This window comes from Sphingopyxis sp., assembly GCF_019459305.1.
Lineage (GTDB): Bacteria > Pseudomonadota > Alphaproteobacteria > Sphingomonadales > Sphingomonadaceae > Sphingopyxis.
The window spans coordinates 1-15,755 of record NZ_JAIBES010000126.1 but is presented as its reverse complement, the minus strand read 5'-3'; the positions used below and the strand labels follow the sequence as shown (position 1 = coordinate 15,755).

The 15,755-nt window shown below is 63.7% G+C and carries 20 protein-coding genes, 1 tRNA gene and 1 other RNA gene; 7 read left to right on the top strand and 15 right to left on the bottom strand.

From position 1 onward, the window contains the following. Positions 1-14 precede the first annotated feature (14 nt). From ybeY to K0M74_RS14730, 3 genes are all read right to left on the bottom strand, one after another. Positions 15-521 carry an rRNA maturation RNase YbeY gene (ybeY, locus tag K0M74_RS14740; protein WP_293973971.1) on the bottom strand — a complete coding sequence of 169 codons (507 nt, stop codon included), beginning with the start codon at positions 519-521 and terminating at the stop codon, positions 15-17. Positions 522-777: 256 nt separating this feature from the next. Continuing rightward, positions 778-1,644, bottom strand: a complete 867-nt coding sequence (locus K0M74_RS14735; protein ID WP_293973968.1) for a sigma-70 family RNA polymerase sigma factor — start codon at positions 1,642-1,644, stop codon at positions 778-780. After that, complete coding sequence (locus tag K0M74_RS14730) at positions 1,644-2,099, bottom strand: carboxymuconolactone decarboxylase family protein (protein ID WP_293973965.1); 456 nt, start codon at positions 2,097-2,099, stop codon at positions 1,644-1,646. The genes K0M74_RS14735 and K0M74_RS14730 overlap by 1 nt, the downstream gene beginning before the upstream one ends. A 139-nt stretch (positions 2,100-2,238) precedes the next feature. Here K0M74_RS14730 and K0M74_RS14725 point away from each other — a divergent pair, with 139 nt between their 5' ends. Next, a complete protein-coding gene (locus tag K0M74_RS14725) occupies positions 2,239-2,619 on the top strand; it encodes a DoxX family protein (protein ID WP_293973962.1) in 381 nt (126 codons plus the stop codon). 122 nt (positions 2,620-2,741) lie between these two features. Here K0M74_RS14725 and K0M74_RS14720 read toward each other — a convergent pair whose 3' ends face one another. From K0M74_RS14720 to K0M74_RS14680, 9 genes are all read right to left on the bottom strand, one after another. Beyond that, positions 2,742-3,749: a PhoH family protein gene (locus K0M74_RS14720; RefSeq protein WP_293973959.1), complete on the bottom strand. Its 1,008-nt coding sequence runs from the start codon at positions 3,747-3,749 to the stop codon at positions 2,742-2,744. Between the two features lie 131 nt (positions 3,750-3,880). Further along, positions 3,881-5,230 (bottom strand): tRNA (N6-isopentenyl adenosine(37)-C2)-methylthiotransferase MiaB, encoded by a 1,350-nt coding sequence (miaB, locus tag K0M74_RS14715; protein WP_293973956.1) that lies wholly within the window; start codon positions 5,228-5,230, stop codon positions 3,881-3,883. 7 nt (positions 5,231-5,237) lie between these two features. Beyond that, complete coding sequence (locus K0M74_RS14710; RefSeq protein WP_293973953.1) at positions 5,238-6,035, bottom strand: 1-acyl-sn-glycerol-3-phosphate acyltransferase; 798 nt, start codon at positions 6,033-6,035, stop codon at positions 5,238-5,240. Continuing rightward, positions 6,004-6,429: a Fur family transcriptional regulator gene (locus tag K0M74_RS14705; RefSeq protein ID WP_077147848.1), complete on the bottom strand. Its 426-nt coding sequence runs from the start codon at positions 6,427-6,429 to the stop codon at positions 6,004-6,006. Before K0M74_RS14705 ends, K0M74_RS14710 begins: the two co-directional genes overlap by 32 nt. Before the next feature lie 132 nt (positions 6,430-6,561). Continuing rightward, positions 6,562-6,996, bottom strand: coding sequence for a MucR family transcriptional regulator (locus K0M74_RS14700; protein WP_293973947.1), 435 nt, complete (start codon positions 6,994-6,996; stop codon positions 6,562-6,564). 107 nt (positions 6,997-7,103) lie between these two features. Then, positions 7,104-7,586: a GNAT family N-acetyltransferase gene (locus tag K0M74_RS14695; protein WP_293973944.1), complete on the bottom strand. Its 483-nt coding sequence runs from the start codon at positions 7,584-7,586 to the stop codon at positions 7,104-7,106. Then, the gene (gene tsaB, locus K0M74_RS14690; RefSeq protein ID WP_293973942.1) at positions 7,583-8,200 is read right to left on the bottom strand and encodes a tRNA (adenosine(37)-N6)-threonylcarbamoyltransferase complex dimerization subunit type 1 TsaB; all 618 of its coding nucleotides are present in this window, start codon (positions 8,198-8,200) and stop codon (positions 7,583-7,585) included. Before tsaB ends, K0M74_RS14695 begins: the two co-directional genes overlap by 4 nt. A gap of 19 nt (positions 8,201-8,219) precedes the next feature. Next, positions 8,220-8,813 (bottom strand): malonic semialdehyde reductase, encoded by a 594-nt coding sequence (locus K0M74_RS14685; RefSeq protein ID WP_293973939.1) that lies wholly within the window; start codon positions 8,811-8,813, stop codon positions 8,220-8,222. A gap of 27 nt (positions 8,814-8,840) precedes the next feature. Continuing rightward, on the bottom strand, positions 8,841-9,416 hold the full coding sequence (locus tag K0M74_RS14680; protein WP_293973936.1) for a NifU family protein: 576 nt from the start codon (positions 9,414-9,416) through the stop codon (positions 8,841-8,843). Positions 9,417-9,478: 62 nt separating this feature from the next. On the opposite strand from K0M74_RS14680, the gene K0M74_RS14675 reads away from it, so the two are divergent. The 3 genes from K0M74_RS14675 to K0M74_RS14665 all read left to right on the top strand — a co-directional run bounded on the left by K0M74_RS14675 (position 9,479) and on the right by K0M74_RS14665 (position 11,873). Next, positions 9,479-10,351: a hypothetical protein gene (locus K0M74_RS14675; protein WP_293973933.1), complete on the top strand. Its 873-nt coding sequence runs from the start codon at positions 9,479-9,481 to the stop codon at positions 10,349-10,351. Between the two features lie 17 nt (positions 10,352-10,368). Next, a tRNA-Thr gene (locus K0M74_RS14670) sits at positions 10,369-10,444 on the top strand. A gap of 307 nt (positions 10,445-10,751) precedes the next feature. Next, on the top strand, positions 10,752-11,873 hold the full coding sequence (locus K0M74_RS14665) for a hypothetical protein (RefSeq protein ID WP_293973930.1): 1,122 nt from the start codon (positions 10,752-10,754) through the stop codon (positions 11,871-11,873). Positions 11,874-12,156: 283 nt separating this feature from the next. Here the strand turns inward: K0M74_RS14665 and K0M74_RS14660 are convergent, their stop codons facing one another. Further along, the gene (locus K0M74_RS14660) at positions 12,157-12,789 is read right to left on the bottom strand and encodes a cation transporter (RefSeq protein ID WP_293973927.1); all 633 of its coding nucleotides are present in this window, start codon (positions 12,787-12,789) and stop codon (positions 12,157-12,159) included. A gap of 103 nt (positions 12,790-12,892) precedes the next feature. Here K0M74_RS14660 and K0M74_RS14655 point away from each other — a divergent pair, with 103 nt between their 5' ends. Next, positions 12,893-13,303: a helix-turn-helix domain-containing protein gene (locus tag K0M74_RS14655; protein ID WP_088439231.1), complete on the top strand. Its 411-nt coding sequence runs from the start codon at positions 12,893-12,895 to the stop codon at positions 13,301-13,303. An 80-nt stretch (positions 13,304-13,383) separates the two neighbouring features. Here the strand turns inward: K0M74_RS14655 and ssrA are convergent. Further along, positions 13,384-13,739, bottom strand: a transfer-messenger RNA (tmRNA) gene (ssrA, locus tag K0M74_RS14650). Positions 13,740-13,844: 105 nt separating this feature from the next. Beyond that, the gene (gene mscL / locus K0M74_RS14645) at positions 13,845-14,261 is read right to left on the bottom strand and encodes a large conductance mechanosensitive channel protein MscL (protein ID WP_293973922.1); all 417 of its coding nucleotides are present in this window, start codon (positions 14,259-14,261) and stop codon (positions 13,845-13,847) included. 122 nt (positions 14,262-14,383) lie between these two features. Between mscL and K0M74_RS14640 the strand changes: the two genes are divergently transcribed. Together K0M74_RS14640 and K0M74_RS14635 are read left to right on the top strand one after the other, a co-directional pair. Continuing rightward, the gene (locus K0M74_RS14640; protein ID WP_293973919.1) at positions 14,384-14,980 is read left to right on the top strand and encodes a LemA family protein; all 597 of its coding nucleotides are present in this window, start codon (positions 14,384-14,386) and stop codon (positions 14,978-14,980) included. A gap of 2 nt (positions 14,981-14,982) precedes the next feature. Then, on the top strand, positions 14,983-15,755 hold a 773-nt coding region (locus K0M74_RS14635), incomplete at its 3' end, for a YgcG family protein (RefSeq protein ID WP_293973916.1).

Sequence of the window (15,755 nt, the reverse complement as noted above, 5' to 3'; positions counted from 1 at the left end):
TCGTGGTTCCTCAGTTAATCCTGATCCGCATATGGATTGGCGATGCCCAGCGATGCAAGCGCTTTCACTTCCAATGCCTCCATTGCCCCAGCGCTGGCGTCGTCGCCATGATCATAACCCACCAGATGCAGCGTGCCATGGACGATCAGATGCGTCGCATGGTCGGCGATCGAAATTGCTTTTCCTTCGGCCTCGCGCGCGCAGGTTTCGCGCGCCAGCACGATGTCGCCGAGCAGGATTTCACCATCGTCGCTGTTGGCGAGACCTTCGAGGAGATCGTCCTGCACTTGCGGAAAGGACAGCACGTTCGTGGGCTTGTCCTTGCCGCGGAAATCGCGGTTGAGCGTTTGCACCTCGGCGTCGTCGGTCAGCCGCACCGCGACCTCGACCAACGGGGCCGCCTGGGCAAGCGACGCAAAGGGCGTCAGCGCGAGGGCGGCGGCGACGGCTTCCGCGGCGCGCTCTTCCCAATCGAGCGCGTCGGGCCAAGGGGCGGCTTCATGGGTTTCGACGCTTAGCATGCAATATCTCGCGCAAGGAAAACGGCGGAAAACTGCGTAACTTCACTCGCAATTCCGGTTTTCCGGGCGGCGCGCGCGCCTGCTGGATGATCGTTGAAGGTCATACCTATCCGCTACCGCGGCACGGGAATGTAGGACAGCGTTTTTTCCGGTTCCGGTTAGGGTTGCTTTGCAGTGGGGAGCGGATGCGGCCGATCCTCCCCGGAACGGGGAGTGAGGATTGCTGACCGCCATAACCGCTTGCCGCCCATCATCCTCAATGCACATGCCCAAGCTTGTCAGGGTTGCGCATCACATAGATGCCGACGACCTTGCCGTCCTCAATCTCAAGCGCAGTGGTTTGCAGCTTGCCGTCAGCCTCGCGGGTGACGAAGCCCGGCAGGCCGTTGATCGTCCCGGCGTGGACCAGCGTCGAGCCATATTTGCCAAAGAGCACCGCCAGGCTGCGGTGCAGCTTGAGCACGATGTCGTAACCGAACACCGGCTCGGTCACGGCGGGCCGCTTGCCGCCGCCGTCGGCCCACATGCAAACATCGGCGGCGAGCAGCGCGCCAAGCGCGGCCATGTCGCCGCTGCGCGAAGCAGCGAAAAAAGCGTTGGCGATCTGGAGCCCCTGCTCCTTCTCAAGCTTGTAGCGCGGACGGGCATCGCGGACGTGAGTGCGGGCGCGCGCGGCGAGCTGCCGCGTTGCAGCGGGGTCGCGGTCGATCGTCTTTGCCACTTCGTCGAATTCGACGCCGAAGACATCGTGGAGCAGGAATGCAGCGCGTTCGAGCGGCGACAGGCGTTCAAGCGCGAGCATCAGCGGCAGCGTGACATCGTCGGTCTCCTCCTCCTCGACCAGCGGATCGGGGAGCCAAGGACCGACATAGGTCTCGCGGCTGCGGCGCGCCGATTTGATCTGGTCGAGGCAAAGCCGCGTTACCGTCCGGCGCAGGAACGCCGCGGGCTCGCGTACCGCGGCGCGGTCAGTGCCGAGCCAGCGGATGAAGGCATCCTGCACCATATCCTCGGCATCGGCGACCGAGCCAAGCATGCGGTAGGCAACGCGGGTGAGCAGCGGGCGCAGCGGGTCGAAACTGACCGCCGCGTCCGCCGCGTCGTGGGAACCCGGTCGGGTCATCAGGCCGCCTTGGCCGCCGGCTGCTCAAGCCACAAGCCGAAGCCGACCGCGATGCGGTTCCAGCCATTGATGATGTTGATCATCAGCGTCAGCTTCACCTGTTCCTCCGCCGTGAAATGCGCCTCGAGCCCGTCTTTCGCCGCCTGTTGTGTGTGGCCTTCGGACAGGCGGGTCAAGGCGTCGGTCCACGCCAGCGCAGCGCGTTCGCGCGGCGTATAGACGGGCGCTTCGTGCCAGGCGGCGAGCAGGTAGATGCGCTGTTCGGTTTCGCCCTTGGCGCGCGCTTCGGCGGTGTGCATGTTGATGCAGTTGGCGCAGGCGTTGAGGATCGAGGCTCGAATTTTCACCAGTTCGATCAGGCTCGGCTCCAGGCTGTCCTGTACCGCAAGGCTGACGCCCATCCACTGTTTCATCAGCTGCGGCGCGGCGGCGAAGGGGTCGGTTACGACGGTCATAATCTGTCTCCATTGGTTGGTTTGTACCGACATGACGAGACAGGGTCGGCGGGTGTGACATGGCGCGCGAAAAAATTTCGCACGGGCGTGAAAATCCGTTAGCTTGCCCACCTCGACAATGATGAGGAGGGGTCCAATCATGAAGTTTCTCGATGGTTTCGGCGAACAGGCCTATGCGCTGCTTCGCATCGTCGCGGGTCTGTTGTTCATGGCGCATGGGGTGCAGAAATTCTTCAACTTCCCCGCCGCCTTTCCCTATCCGTTGACTCCGATGCTGCAAGCCGCGGGCGCGATCGAGCTGATCGCGGGCGCACTGATCGCCATCGGGCTGTTCACCCGCCCCGCGGCGTTCATCGCCAGCGGCATGTCGGCGGTCGGCTATTGGGTCGCGCACGGGATGCAAAGCCCCTTCCCGATCGCCAATGGCGGCGAGACGATCGCGCTTTACTGCTTCATCTTCCTGTTCATCGCGACGCGCGGAGCAGGCATCTGGAGCATCGACGGGGCGCGGTCGAAATAGCACCGCCCCTCCCTCTCCGGGGGCGGACGGAGGAGCGACGGCACAAACGTCGCGCCCCTCCACCATTCGTTTCGCGAACGGTCCCCTTCCCTATCGCTGCGCGAAAGGGAGGGTTTTAGGAGTTAAGCCCCTGGCCCCTCATAGGCGTCGACGATCCGTCCGACGATCGGGTGGCGCACAACGTCGGCGCTGGTGAAATAGCTGACGTTGATGCCCTCGACGCCTTCCAGTCGGCTGACCGCGTCGGCAAGGCCCGAGCTGGCGGGGATCGGCAGATCGACCTGTTTGGGGTCCCCGCACACGACCATGCGGCTGTTCATGCCGAAGCGGGTCAGGAACATCTTCATTTGCGGGATCGTCGTGTTTTGCGCCTCGTCGAGGATGATGAAGGCGTCGGCGAGCGTCCGCCCGCGCATGAAGGCGAGCGGCGCGATTTCGATCTCACCGCTCGCGATGCGGCGCTCAACCTGTTCGGCGGGCAGGCAGTCGTGGAGCGCGTCGTAGAGCGGGCGCAGGTACGGATCGACCTTTTCCTTCATGTCACCGGGCAGGAAGCCGAGCTTTTCGCCTGCTTCGACCGCGGGGCGCGACAGGATCAGGCGCTGGACGCTGCCGGTGATCAGCTGCGCCACTGCTTGCGCGACCGCGAGATAGGTCTTGCCCGTCCCCGCCGGGCCGAGCGCGAAGATCACGTCGTCGCGCGCCAGCGCCTTCATGTAAGGAACCTGCGACGGGGCGCGCGGCACGATCGTCTTTTTGCGCGTGCGGATCATCACCGTCGGCGCTTCTTCCTTGTCGTGGCGGATGATGCCGGCAAGCGTCGGTTGCGCCGACATCGCGATCACCCCGTCGACCATCCCGGCGTCGACCTCCTGCCCCTGTTCGATGCGGTTGTAGAGATCGACGAGCACGTCGCGGGCGCGCGCCGCGGCTTCCGCTTCACCCTCGATCTGCACCCGGTTGCCGCGCGCCGAAATATAGACGCCGAGACGGTTTTCGATGCCGACCAGATTTCGGTCGAACTCGCCAAACAAAATGCCCAACAGCTGCGTTCGCTCAAATTCCGCGGTCAGTCGGACGCGGTCGCCGGGTTCGGCGGGGGTCGAGGCGGTCAGCGGGCGTTTGGACATATGGGCAAGGCTCCCAGGTTAAGGTTCATCCTGTGTACTCGCGCGAAGGCGGGAGTCCATCACCGATAGTTTCGGAATTCGACGGAAGGCTGCCGAGTGTGTCTTCGTGGCGACAGCTTCAGCCCGTCGCACTAGGCGACTTCTTCCGTCAGTGCTGCGGCGGCAACGCTGTTCGCTCCGGCCGATACGATCCGCACGTTGATCATGTCGCCGATCGCGAGGCCGGGGGCGATCACATGCGCCGACTGGAGCCACGGCGTCTTGCCGATCAGCTGCCCGTCGAGCTTGCCTTTGCGTTCGAGGAGCAGCCGTGTCGTGCTGCCGACGCTCGCTTCATTAAACGCCTGCTGCTGTTCGTTGAGCAGCGCCTGCAAGCGCTGGAGGCGGTCGTTCATAACCTCCTCGGAAATCTGGTCGTCCATCGTCGCCGCGGGAGTGCCGGGGCGGCGCGAATATTTGAAGCTGTACGCCATGGCGTAGCCCGTCTGGTGAATCAGATCGAGCGTCGCCTGAAAATCGGCCTCACTCTCGCCGGGGAAGCCGACGATGAAATCGCCCGAGATCGCGATGTCGGGGCGCACCGCACGGACGCGTTCGATGACGCGCAGATAACTTTCGCTACTATGGCTGCGGTTCATCGCCGCGAGGATACGGTCGCTGCCCGCCTGCACCGGCAGGTGGAGAAAGGGCATCAGCTTGTCGACCTCGCCATGCGCCGCGATCAGCCCATCGGTCATGTCGTTGGGGTGACTGGTGGTGTAGCGGATGCGCTCCAGCCCGTCTTCGCGCGCCAATTCGCGGATCAGTCCGTCGAGGCCGATCGCCCTGCCCTTGGCGTCTTCGCCGTCCCAGGCGTTGACGTTCTGGCCGAGCAAGGTGATCTCGCGCGCACCGCCTGCGACAAGCGCGCGCGCTTCGGCGATCAGGTCGGCGAACGGCCGACTGATCTCGGCGCCACGGGTGTAGGGAACGACGCAATAGGTGCAGAATTTGTCGCACCCTTCCTGCACCGTCAGGAAGGCGGTCGGGCGCTGGCCTGCACCGCGTTTTGGCAACGCGCCGAACTTGCTGGCGGCGGGCATGTCGAGATCGACCGCTTTCTCGCCGCGCGCGGCACGGGCGAGCAGGTCGGGCAGCCGGTGGTACGCCTGCGGGCCAACGACGACGTCTACGGTGGGGGCGCGGCGGGCGATTTCGGCGCCCTCGGCCTGAGCGACGCAGCCCGCGACGGCGATCGTTGGGCGACTGCCGTCTGCGCGCTTCAAGCGGCCGATGTCCGAATAGACTTTTTCGGCGGCTTTCTCGCGGATGTGGCAGGTGTTGAGCACGACGAGGTCGGCGTCGGCCCCGTCAGCGGCAGCAACATAACCTTCGGCGCCCAGCATTTCGGCCATGCGCTCGCCATCATAGACGTTCATCTGGCAACCGAAGGATTTGACGTGGAAGGTCTTGGCAGAATTTGGTGGGGAGTCGGATTTCATCGGCGCGCTATAGGCGATGCAGCGGCGCGGCGGAAGGCCGCGCAGTCGCCGCAATTTTGCCAGCGATAGCGGTACGCGCCGCCTCGTTGATCGCCTTGCGATCGCGCTCAGCTTCGTCGGGCAACGGGTCCAGATAATGGATGGTGAGCGGGATTGGCCGCTTCCGCGCGAGCAGGCGCCTAAAATTGTCGAGCCCCGATTCGGGATCGAGCCATGCGATGTCGTTCGCCTCCGGACCATAATCGAGGAGCACCGGCTGCACCTGCAGATTGGGCGGGGTCGGGATGATCGCCTGGAACAGCGAAGCGCGGAACGGCAACAGGCCGTCACCGGGTCCGGTCGTCCCCTCGGGGAACAGCGTCACGGGACGCCCACGCGCGAGGGCGTCGCGCAGGCTATTCGCCTGATTGTGGATGTCGCGCTTCGCTTCGCGCTGGACGTAGATGGTACTGTTCTGATCGGCGAGCCAGCCAACGACGGGGGTTATTTTCACTTCCGCCTTTGACACGAACGCCGAACGCGCGGCACCGCCGAGCGCCAATATATCGAGCCAGCTGACATGGTTCGACACGAACAGGACGTCGCGGCGGAGCCGAGTGCCGGTGGTGCGGATACGCAGGCCGACGATCCATCCCGCGGCGTTGAGGAATGCCATGACCATCGGCGACGGCCGACCGACGGCGCGGTAGAGAAGGTGCGGGACGATCAGAAACAGGAGCGCCAGCACCATCAGGGTCAGGCGAGCGACCGTCCGCCAGGTGATCGCGGCGCGATCAGTCGCGCTTGCGATCGAGGGCGACACCATAAAGCTCCATGCGATGATCAACGAGGCGGAAGCCCAGCCGTTCGGCGATCACCTTTTGCAACGCTTCGAGTTCGGGATCGACAAATTCGATCACCTTGCCCGTTTCGACGTCGATCAGATGGTCGTGATGCGCCTCGGGCGCGGCTTCGTAGCGCGAGCGGCCGTCGCCGAAATCGTGGCGATCGAGAATGCCCGCCTCTTCGAACAGGCGCACGGTGCGATAGACGGTGGCGATCGAAATGCCGCTGTCGACCTTTGACGCGCGCTCGTACAGCGTCTCGACGTCGGGATGATCCTCGGAATCCGAGATGACGCGCGCGATGATGCGGCGCTGCTCGGTGATGCGCAGCCCCTTTTCGTGGCACAGAGCTTCAAGATCGATGGTACCTGACATGCTGGCCTTTCCTGCAAGATGCAGCCGCGTCTTTCTTATCCTGACTGTATAGGGTCACCCCGACGAGAGGACAAGGGCGGCGCCCCGCGACACGGCCGCTCCCTGCCTTTGCGGGCGATCAATCGCAACGGGTCAGACTTTGGCCTTGCGCTTGCGTCCGCCGCCACGGCCCTTGGTGCCAAGCCCGATTTCCTTCGCCAGCGCCCGGCGCCGTTCGGCGTAGTTAGGCGCGACCATCGGATAGTCGGCGGGCAGGCCCCATTTGGTCCGATAGTCGTCGGGGGTCATGCCATAATGCGTCATCAAGTGACGGCGCAGCATCTTCAGCTTTTTGCCATCTTCCAGGCAGGTGATGAAGTCGGGTTTGACCGAGGCGCGGATCGAGACCGCAGGGACCAGCTTTTCCTCAACGACCGGCGCGGAGCCGAGACCCGTCAGGGCGGCGTGGACATTGTTGATGAGCAAAGAAAGATCGGAAATCGCAACGCTGTTATTGCTGACGTGCGCCGCGACAATGTCGGCAGTCAGTGTAACAAGCATCTCGTTGGTATCGGCTTGGTCGGACATGAGACTATTCCTTATTGTTTTGACCCAGAAGCTGGACAGCGAACATTGGAATTCTTGTTGCGCCACTTACAATGTTGCCACTTTGCAAGCGATTGCGCAACAACCGATCAGTTGCCACCTGCTACCGATTGCGTTCGCCGCATGGTAATTGCATCACGCATCTTGCCGTCCTGGCCGCGATAATAGGCCGCACGCCGACCCACTTCCGAAAATCCGGCGCGCGAATACAGATGAACCGCGTCATTGTCGGCGCGCATTTCCAGAAAATACTCATCGGCACCTTGCGCCATTGCCCATGCCTGCCAGTCCTGCATCAACAACTTGCCGATCCCACGTCCGCGCCAGTCCGGGTCGACCGCGAGCAGCAAGAGTTCGCTTTCGGGTCCGGCGATCCGCGCCGCCGAAAAGCCGCATGGCTGGTCGCCATCCCATGCAATGCAAACGCGCGCCGAGGGCAAGGCGAACAGGGTGAGCAGCTGCGCCCCGCTCCACGCTTCGCCATAGGCCGACTCGAAGGCGGCATCCATCACGCGCATCACCGCGGCCAGATCGGCGACGCGCGCGGTGGCGAGGCGGATGTTGCCCGTCATGCCGGCGCCATCGGCTTGGCGTCGGGCGCGCGGCCATAGATCGGGCTGGGCTGGTCGAGCAGCGCGGCTGGCGGCAGGTGCACGAACGCGCGCGCATCGGGCAGCGTTGCCAGCGCGCGGCCGCTCCCACGGCGCGCAACAAATTGTTCTGCGCGGTTGCCGACGACCAGTTCGTCGATCAGCGTGGCCGCGTCATCGGGCAGCAGCGAGCGGAGATCGGCGCGCGGCGACAGGTCGGCGGCGAACGGCTGGACAAACCATTGGCCGTGCCCGCCTTCCATCACGACGAGCGCTCCGCCCGCCGCTGCAATTGCGTCGGCAGCGCTGGCGGCGACTAGCGAGAGAGTCGAAAACCCCTGCACCGGGACCTGCCAGCCCAAAGCCAGTCCGCGCGCCGCGGCTACGCCAATACGAACCCCGGCAAAACTGCCCGGTCCGCAGCCGACGACGATCGCGTCGGCTTTGCCGCCGTCGACGAGTTCAGCGATCAGCGGAACCAGCCGCTCGGCGTGACCGCGACCAATCACCTCGTGGCGATAGTCGACGAGGGTCGCGCCCTCCAGCAGCGCCACCGAACAGGCCTCGCTCGCCGAATCGATCACCAACTGGCGCATGAAGTTGAGAGTGTCCGGCTCAGGCGATACGATTGAAACGACCGAAGTCCGGGCGCGGGCTGCGCTCGAAAATCGTCGATGGATCGCCATAACCGAGGGTCGAAATGAAATTGCTCTTCACGCTCGGCTGGTCGGCAAAAAAGGCTTCGTCGACCGCCGCATTGTTGAAGCCCGACATCGCGCCGGTGTCGAGGCCGAGCGCGCGCGCCGCGAGGATAAAATAGGCGCCCTGCAGGCTGGAGTTGCGAAACGCCGTCGTCTTCGCCAGCTCCTCATTGCCGACAAACCAGCTGCGCGCGTCGGTATGCGGGAAGAGTTCGGGCAGATTTTCGTAGAATTCGAGGTCCATGCCGATAATCGCAGTGACCGGCGCGGTCAGGATCTTTTCGGCATTGGCGGGCAGCGCCAGCGCCGCGAGCTTTTGCTTGGCGGTATCCGAGGTGCACCAGATGATCCGCGCCGGAAGGCAGTTGGCGCTGGTCGGACCAAATTTCATCAGCTCCCAGATCGCGTGCAGCTGCGCGTCCGAAACGGGCTGGTCGAGATAGCCGTTATAAGTGCGCGCAGTGCGAAACAGCTGGTCGAGGGCGCGGTCGGATAGCGGCTCGCTCATCGGGGTATTCTCCTGAAATGTGAAAGGTCAGACGGCGTGAACCGCCGTTACCTCGGGTACATAATGTTTCAAGAGCGATTCGATGCCGTTCTTGAGCGTCGCCGATGACGACGGACAGCCAGCGCAAGCGCCCTGCATCTTCAGATACACATTGCCCTTGTCGAAGCCGCGGTAGACGATGTCGCCGCCGTCGTTGGCGACTGCAGGCCGCACGCGCGTCTCGATCAGTTCCTTGATCTGCTCGATGATATCGGCATCGGCGGGATCATCGGCAAAGCCGGCTTCATCCTCGGGCGGCACGGCAAAGCCTGCGCTGGCGGCGTTGAACAGCGGAACGCCGGCAAGGAAATGGTCCATCAATATGCCGAGCACGTCGGGCTTGAGGTCGCTCCAGCCGACGCCAGGGGCCGAAGTGACCGACACGAAATCGCGGCCAAAGAATACGCCCGTCACATCGCCGAGCGAGAATAGCGCGCTGGCGAGCGGCGATACCTCGGCCTCTTCGGGGCTGGCAAAGTCGCGGGTTCCAGCCTCCATCACCGCCTGGCCGGGCAGGAATTTGAGCGTCGCGGGATTGGGCGTTGATTCGGTTTCGATCAGCATGGGGTGCATGTGGGACGCCATCGCCCTTTGTGCAAGCCGATTGGGGGCGCTAGACGCCGTGGATGCGCCGCTTCTCCTACTTTGCTGCCCTCGACTGGTCGGGCGCCCGCGGGTCGCGGCAGCGCGGGATTGCGCTGGCGGTGGCGAGCGGCACCGGCGCGCCCGAACTGGTCCGTCCCGGCCATATCTGGTCGCGCGCCGAAATCCTGACGTGGTTAGAGGATGTTGCGGCATCGGGCGCCGACATGCTGATCGGTTTCGACTTTTCGGCCGCGTTCGCCTTTGCCGATCGCGGCGCCTATTTTCCGGAATGGGACGCGAGCCCGGACACCCTGCCCGCGCTGTGGGCGCTGGTCGAACGGCTGACGGCATCCGACCCGCATTACGAGATCGGCGGGTTTCTGACGCATCCCGAGGCACGGCGGCATTTTCGCCACGCGCAAGGCGACGTCGGCGACCTGTTCGCGCCCGGCACGGGGCGGCTGCGGGTCGTCGAGAAGCATCAGCGCGCAACAAAGCAGGCGGCGAGCGTCAGCAATTTCAACCTGATCGGCGCCGCACAGGTCGGCAAGGCGAGCCTGACGGGAATGCGCCTGCTCCACCGCTTGCACCCGCGGCTGCCGCTATGGCCGCTCGATCCGACCCCCGCGACCGGCCCGCTGCTCGTCGAAATCTATACCGGCGTCGCAGCGCGCGCCGCCGGGGTCGCGGTGGGGCGCAGCAAGATCCGCGACGGCGCGGTGCTGGATATGGCACTCGCCGAATTCGGTTCGCCACTCGCCGGGTTCAGAGGTCCGATCAGCGACCATGCCAGCGATGCCCTGCTCACCGCGGCATGGCTGCGCGCGCTTGCCAGCGATGCAGCACTTTGGTCGCCATCGCCGCTAACCGACACCCTCGCGCGCACCGAAGGCTGGACCTTTGGCATAATTTGAAGCAAGGGGCGTTCCGCGCCGGCTTAGCTCAGTTGGTAGAGCAACCGCCTTGTAAGCGGTAGGTCGTCAGTTCGAGTCTGACAGCCGGCACCAGGTCAGTCGCCCCAAAGCCGTTCGTGCATCGATTGGCGGGGCCCCCCTCGTCCCTCGCGTTGCTGATCGGGGCAATTCCGGTCCCACTGCCTGCGCACTGCATCGATGAAGGCCACCTTATGCGCGGCCGGGTCGGCTCAGCAGCCACCGTCGGACCCGTGCATCTCAGCCAGAACGCTTTTCGCGAACTGCTACCTCCAGCCCCATCGTGTGTGCGAACCCGGTCCATCGAGAGTTCACTAACGCTAATTTTATGGCTTTTGTCATAAAGTTGGGCGAAAGTTCGAATACTCAGGACATACTAGGATTGACGGCAGACGCGATGGGCCAGCGGATCGATCGGGATTGGGACGATATATTCATGCAGGCGGCGCTGCAGCCCGACCTGTGGCTGGAGGCGCTCAATACGCTCGCGACCCGGACCGGGTCGACGCATGGTCAGCTGATCGGGGTTGGCGGTGCCCGTGAAATCCCGTTCAACATCGTCACCAATTTCAGTCCCGAAATGATTGACTTTTTTGCAGCCAGCGGCTGGGCCACGGAAAGCCATAATTTCCGGGTTGCCGCGTCGAACCGCCACGTCGAGCGCGGCTTTTACGATCCTGTCCTGCACGAAGATGATTATGACCGGGTGATCCCCGACCTGGCGTCGCCCGATTATGTCGACTGGTGCGAAGAGATCGGTATCCCTTTTGGCTGTCAGACCAATCTGGTGATCGATAATTTTGGCGTCGTCGGTCTGGCCACGCTCCGCAATCGCAGCGACGGCCGAACGACGCCAGCGCAGCGACGAGTCTTTGCCGAGGGTGCAGCGGCAGCGCGGCGCGCGGTGCGTTTGCAAGAAAAGCTGGAGGGCGAACAGGCCAAGCTGCTGGCGGGCGCCTTTGACGCGATTCAGATCAGCGCCTTTATCATCGACGTCCGCGGCAAGGTATTAGCGCACAGTATCGGGGCCGATACCATGGTCGATGCCGGCGACGTGCGGCTTTCGGGCCGGGTGCTCGATGGCGCGGGCGCGCCCCTCACGATGCGCCAGGCCGTCCAGGCGCTGATCGCCGATGACGGGCTGGATCACATCCGGACCCGGATCACGACCGCCGAAGGACGGCCGCCGCTGATGATCGAAGGCTTTCGTCTCCCGGTCCGAAGCTGGTCGCTGGGCAAGCTGCCGCATGCGATCCTGATTGCCAATGGCCCGCGGCGCGACCGCGCCGGCGTGGCGGCCTATCTGGCCGCACTTTACCGGCTCAGCCCCGCCGAGTCCGACATCGCTGTTCGCCTGTTCGAAGGCAGGACGCGCTCGGCGATCGCAGCAGAACGGGGGGTTACCCCCGAAACCTTGCGTGGGCAGCTCAAGCAAATTTATCCGAAATGCGGCGTCGATAGCGAGGCCAGTCTGATGCGGTTGCTGGCACCTATCTTAAGTTGATCACCCCCCTGAAGGGGGATGATCGCAACACCAGTGCAAAATAAGGGTCCGTTTGCAAGGACTAAGGGGGCCATTCCTTCGACACACGACCCTGGTTTCCGGACAGGTGCGATCGGGTGTCGAAGGAATCGGGCTCGTAAAAATTCCTGCCGTTCGATGCGACCCAGAACGGCAGGGCGAGGGTCCTCGCCAGTCAGATGTGTGTGCGACCTGGAAGAGCTCCGTCGAATTTCGGCGGAGCTCTTTTCGCATCTGATATGAAACGCGCCCGCAGGGTGGCCAGTCAGTGGCCCGTCGCCGGGATCGCGGCCAGTTCGCCGCGCGCCTGACGGAACACCTCGATACTGCCCCATATCGCGAGCGTAGCCATGATTGCAGCTACCACAAGGTCGGGCCAGCTTTGCCCGGTGCCGAACACTCCGAGCGCGGCGCCCATCACCGCGACATTGCCGATCGCGTCGTTGCGCGAGCAGATCCATACCGACCGCATGTTCGCGTCGCCGGTGCGATAGCGATAGAGCATCAGCGCGACCGCGACATTGGCGGCGAGCGCGAGCACACCGATCAATCCCATCGTTTCGGCGTGCGGCGCCGATCCGTCGATGAAACCCCAGACCGCCGAACCCAGCACCCACAGGCCAAAGGCGAGCATCGTCACCGCCTTGACCATGGCGGCGCGGGCGCGCCAAGCGAGCGCCATCCCGGCGACCCCCAGGCTGATCGCATAATTCGCGGCATCGCCCAGGAAATCGAGCGCATCGGCCTGCAGCGCGCGCGAGTCCGCCGCGACCCCGGCCACGATCTCGACCCCGAACATCGCGGCGTTAATCAGCAGCGCCGCCCACAGGATGCGCCGCCAGCGCGGGTCGTTCAGCGCGGTCTTGCCGCTGGCACCGGCACAGCAATGATCAGACAAGGCGAGGCTCCTTCCTGCGTCGAACCGGCTTTCACAGCAAAGCCTGCTTGGTTCGGCGAGTCGAGACCCTATATGGACCCTGTAGCAACTACAGGGTCAAGTGATGAAAATCGGAGAGCTGTCGCGGGCAACCGGGACCAATATCGAAACTATCCGCTATTATGAGCGCATCGGGCTGTTGCCAGAGCCCGATCGGACCGCGGCCAATTACCGCAGCTATGGCGATCCGCACCGCGCGCGGCTGACCTTCGTGCGCCATTCGCGCGACTTGGGGTTCACGATCGAGGAAATCCGCTCGCTGCTCGACCTGTCGGACGATCCGGAGCGCGATTGCAGTGAGGCAGACCGCATCGCGAGCCGCCATCTGGCGCAGGTCGAGGAGAAAATCGCGCAACTGACGCTGCTTCGCGACGAACTGACGCGCATCGTCGGGCGCTGCCGCGGCGGGGTCGCCGCCGATTGCCGGGTAATCGAGGCGCTTGGCGATCATCGGCATTGCGAAAGTGCGCATTAGGACACAACCCTTCGCGGGTGCAACGATAAGAGAAAGGGGAAGGTGGGACGATTCTGTTGCCCGGCTCGTCCCCAGCCGCTGGTTTCCGATTCTGTTGCCCGGTTCGGTCCGAACCGCGTTCTATTTGTCTAACCTTAGGCCGTGAGGCTTATCGGTTAGGCAGCCAGAGCGAGTGCTTCGTTATCGTTAGCACCTATTGGTTTTGAGCCTTGAACGGGTTACTCAGCCCGGGCAAAAATATCGTCTTTGAACACACGTCGATCCTGGTTCGGCCCCCTCAGAAGCCCGCTTTTCCTTGCGGATTGGCGGGTTTGTGGTGGAGCCGCCGGGTACTGCCCCCGGGTCCGCTGTGTCTATTTCACGACACCATTTATCACCATAGTCGGCCGAAGCCGACCTGAGCTATATAGGGTGCCTGCCCGCCGAATGAAAGGGCGCAGCCGTTCCTCACTGTCCGTTTGCATCGAGCGAAGTCGAGATGCCGTGAGGCCGAGCACCTGCGGCAGGTGCCCCGACTTCGCTCGACACGAACGAATTGAGGCTATTTCTTGCGCAACTCGTCGCGGATTTCGGCCAGAAGCTCGACCTCGGTCGGTCCCGCAGGCGCATCGGGCGCGCGGCGCATGACCTTGTTCACCCAGCGCACCAGCAGGAAGATCACAAACGCCAGGATCAGGAAATTAATGACCGCGGTGATAAAGGCGCCATAGCCGATCATCGCCACGCCGGCTTCTTTCAGCTTGGTATAGTCGGTCGCAGCAACCCCGTCGGGCACGCTGCCGAGCAGGATGAACTTGCTCGAAAAATCGACCCCGCCAAAGATCCACCCAACGAATGGCATGATCAGATCGGCGGTCAACGACCCGGTGATCGTGGCGAAGGCGCCGCCGATGATCACACCCACCGCCAGATCCATGACATTGCCCTTGGCGATAAATTCCCTGAACTCACCCAGCATGTTGCTGCTCCCTGGCTGGTTGATCCTGAGCGCCAACGGTGCCGCGCCGATTGCACAAAGGCAAGCAACATCCTATGTAGTGTATTGTTGCGGCAAAACGCCGCCGGAGGGAGTTTTTGACCATGACCACTCGTACCGCCCGCTGGTTGATCCTGCCCGTCGCCGCGATGAGCCTGTCCGCCTGCGGTATCAACAGCGTCCCGACCAAGGAAGAAGCCGCCAAAGCCAAATGGGCCAATGTCGAGGCAGCGTATCAGCGCCGCGCCGACCTGATCCCCAACCTCGTCGAAACGGCCAAGGGCGCCTCGCAGATCGAGCAATCGACGCTGGAAGGCGTGATCCAGGCGCGCGCCTCTGCAACGCAAGTCAAGCTCAGCACCGACGATCTGGAAGATCCCGCGAAGGTGCAGGCGTTCCAGCAGGCGCAGGGCAATGTGTCGAGCGCGCTCGGCCGCCTGCTCGTCACCGTCGAAGCCTATCCCGACCTGAAAAGCCAGGCGCGTTTTGCCGATCTGATGACCCAGCTGGAGGGCACCGAAAACCGCATCAACGTTTCGGTACAGGACTATAATGGCGCGGTGCAGGATTATAACACGACGATCCGCACCTTCCCCGACATCATCGGCGCCAAGATCGTCCATGGCGCGAAACCGATGACCCCGTACAAGGCGATCACGCCGAATGCCAATCAGGCGCCGAAAGTCGATTTCGGGACGTAAGGATGACGCTGACCGCCCTGCTGCGACCCCTTGCAACAGCGACTCTTTCGGGATTGCTGTTGCTGGCGTTGCCCGCGACCGCGCAGACCTTCCCCAAACTCGCGGGCAACCCGGTCGTCGACCAGGCGGACATCATTCCGGGAGCGGAGGAAGCTGCGCTCAATGCGCAGCTCCTTGAACTGGAGAAAACGACTGGCCACCAGCTGGTCGTCGCGACGGTCAGCGACCTCGAAGGCCGCGACGTGGCAGATTATGGCTATCAGTTGGGCCGCGAATGGGCGATCGGCGATGCCGAGAAGGACGATGGCGTCGTTTTCCTGATCGCGCCGAACGAAAGGCGGATGCACATTGCGGTCGGTCTCGGCCTCGAACCCGTGCTCACCGACGCGCTGTCGGGACGGATCATCCGCGATACCGTGACGCCGCTGTTCAAGGCGAACGACTATCCCGGCGGCATTCAGGCCGGGGTCAACGCAATCGTGCAGCAGATCCAGCTGCCGCCCGAGGAAGCGCAGGCGCGCGCCGCAGCGGCCGCCGCGAACGAGCGCGAGCGTGCCGACGATGGCAATTTCGGCGGACTGTTCTTTGTCGGGTTCATCATCTTCATTTTCTTCATCCTGCCAATGCTGTCGCGTCTGGGACGGCGGGGCAAAAAGCGGCGCAAGGGGCGTCCGTGGGATGCGCCAATCATCATCTGGGGCGGCGATCACTGGGGCGGCGGCAGCGGCGGATCGTCATGGGGCGGCGGTGGCTGGGGCGGCGGCGGTGGCGGCGG

Bases quoted from the DNA above. Each gene is read 5' to 3' on its own strand.
- ybeY (WP_293973971.1), bottom strand. From the start codon at position 521: ATGCTAAGCGTCGAAACCCATGAAGCCGCCCCTTGGCCCGACGCGCTC.
- K0M74_RS14725 (WP_293973962.1), top strand. From the start codon at position 2,239: ATGAAGTTTCTCGATGGTTTCGGCGAACAGGCCTATGCGCTGCTTCGC.
- K0M74_RS14720 (WP_293973959.1), bottom strand. From the start codon at position 3,749: ATGTCCAAACGCCCGCTGACCGCCTCGACCCCCGCCGAACCCGGCGAC.
- K0M74_RS14640 (WP_293973919.1), top strand. From the start codon at position 14,384: ATGACCACTCGTACCGCCCGCTGGTTGATCCTGCCCGTCGCCGCGATG.
- K0M74_RS14655 (WP_088439231.1), top strand. From the start codon at position 12,893: ATGAAAATCGGAGAGCTGTCGCGGGCAACCGGGACCAATATCGAAACT.
- K0M74_RS14695 (WP_293973944.1), bottom strand. From the start codon at position 7,586: ATGACGGGCAACATCCGCCTCGCCACCGCGCGCGTCGCCGATCTGGCC.
- K0M74_RS14730 (WP_293973965.1), bottom strand. From the start codon at position 2,099: ATGACCGTCGTAACCGACCCCTTCGCCGCCGCGCCGCAGCTGATGAAA.
- K0M74_RS14710 (WP_293973953.1), bottom strand. From the start codon at position 6,035: ATGGTGTCGCCCTCGATCGCAAGCGCGACTGATCGCGCCGCGATCACC.
- K0M74_RS14685 (WP_293973939.1), bottom strand. From the start codon at position 8,813: ATGAGCGAGCCGCTATCCGACCGCGCCCTCGACCAGCTGTTTCGCACT.
- K0M74_RS14700 (WP_293973947.1), bottom strand. From the start codon at position 6,996: ATGTCCGACCAAGCCGATACCAACGAGATGCTTGTTACACTGACTGCC.
- K0M74_RS14735 (WP_293973968.1), bottom strand. From the start codon at position 1,644: ATGACCCGACCGGGTTCCCACGACGCGGCGGACGCGGCGGTCAGTTTC.
- K0M74_RS14680 (WP_293973936.1), bottom strand. From the start codon at position 9,416: ATGCTGATCGAAACCGAATCAACGCCCAATCCCGCGACGCTCAAATTC.
- K0M74_RS14675 (WP_293973933.1), top strand. From the start codon at position 9,479: ATGCGCCGCTTCTCCTACTTTGCTGCCCTCGACTGGTCGGGCGCCCGC.
- miaB (WP_293973956.1), bottom strand. From the start codon at position 5,230: ATGAAATCCGACTCCCCACCAAATTCTGCCAAGACCTTCCACGTCAAA.
- mscL (WP_293973922.1), bottom strand. From the start codon at position 14,261: ATGCTGGGTGAGTTCAGGGAATTTATCGCCAAGGGCAATGTCATGGAT.
- K0M74_RS14705 (WP_077147848.1), bottom strand. From the start codon at position 6,429: ATGTCAGGTACCATCGATCTTGAAGCTCTGTGCCACGAAAAGGGGCTG.
- tsaB (WP_293973942.1), bottom strand. From the start codon at position 8,200: ATGCGCCAGTTGGTGATCGATTCGGCGAGCGAGGCCTGTTCGGTGGCG.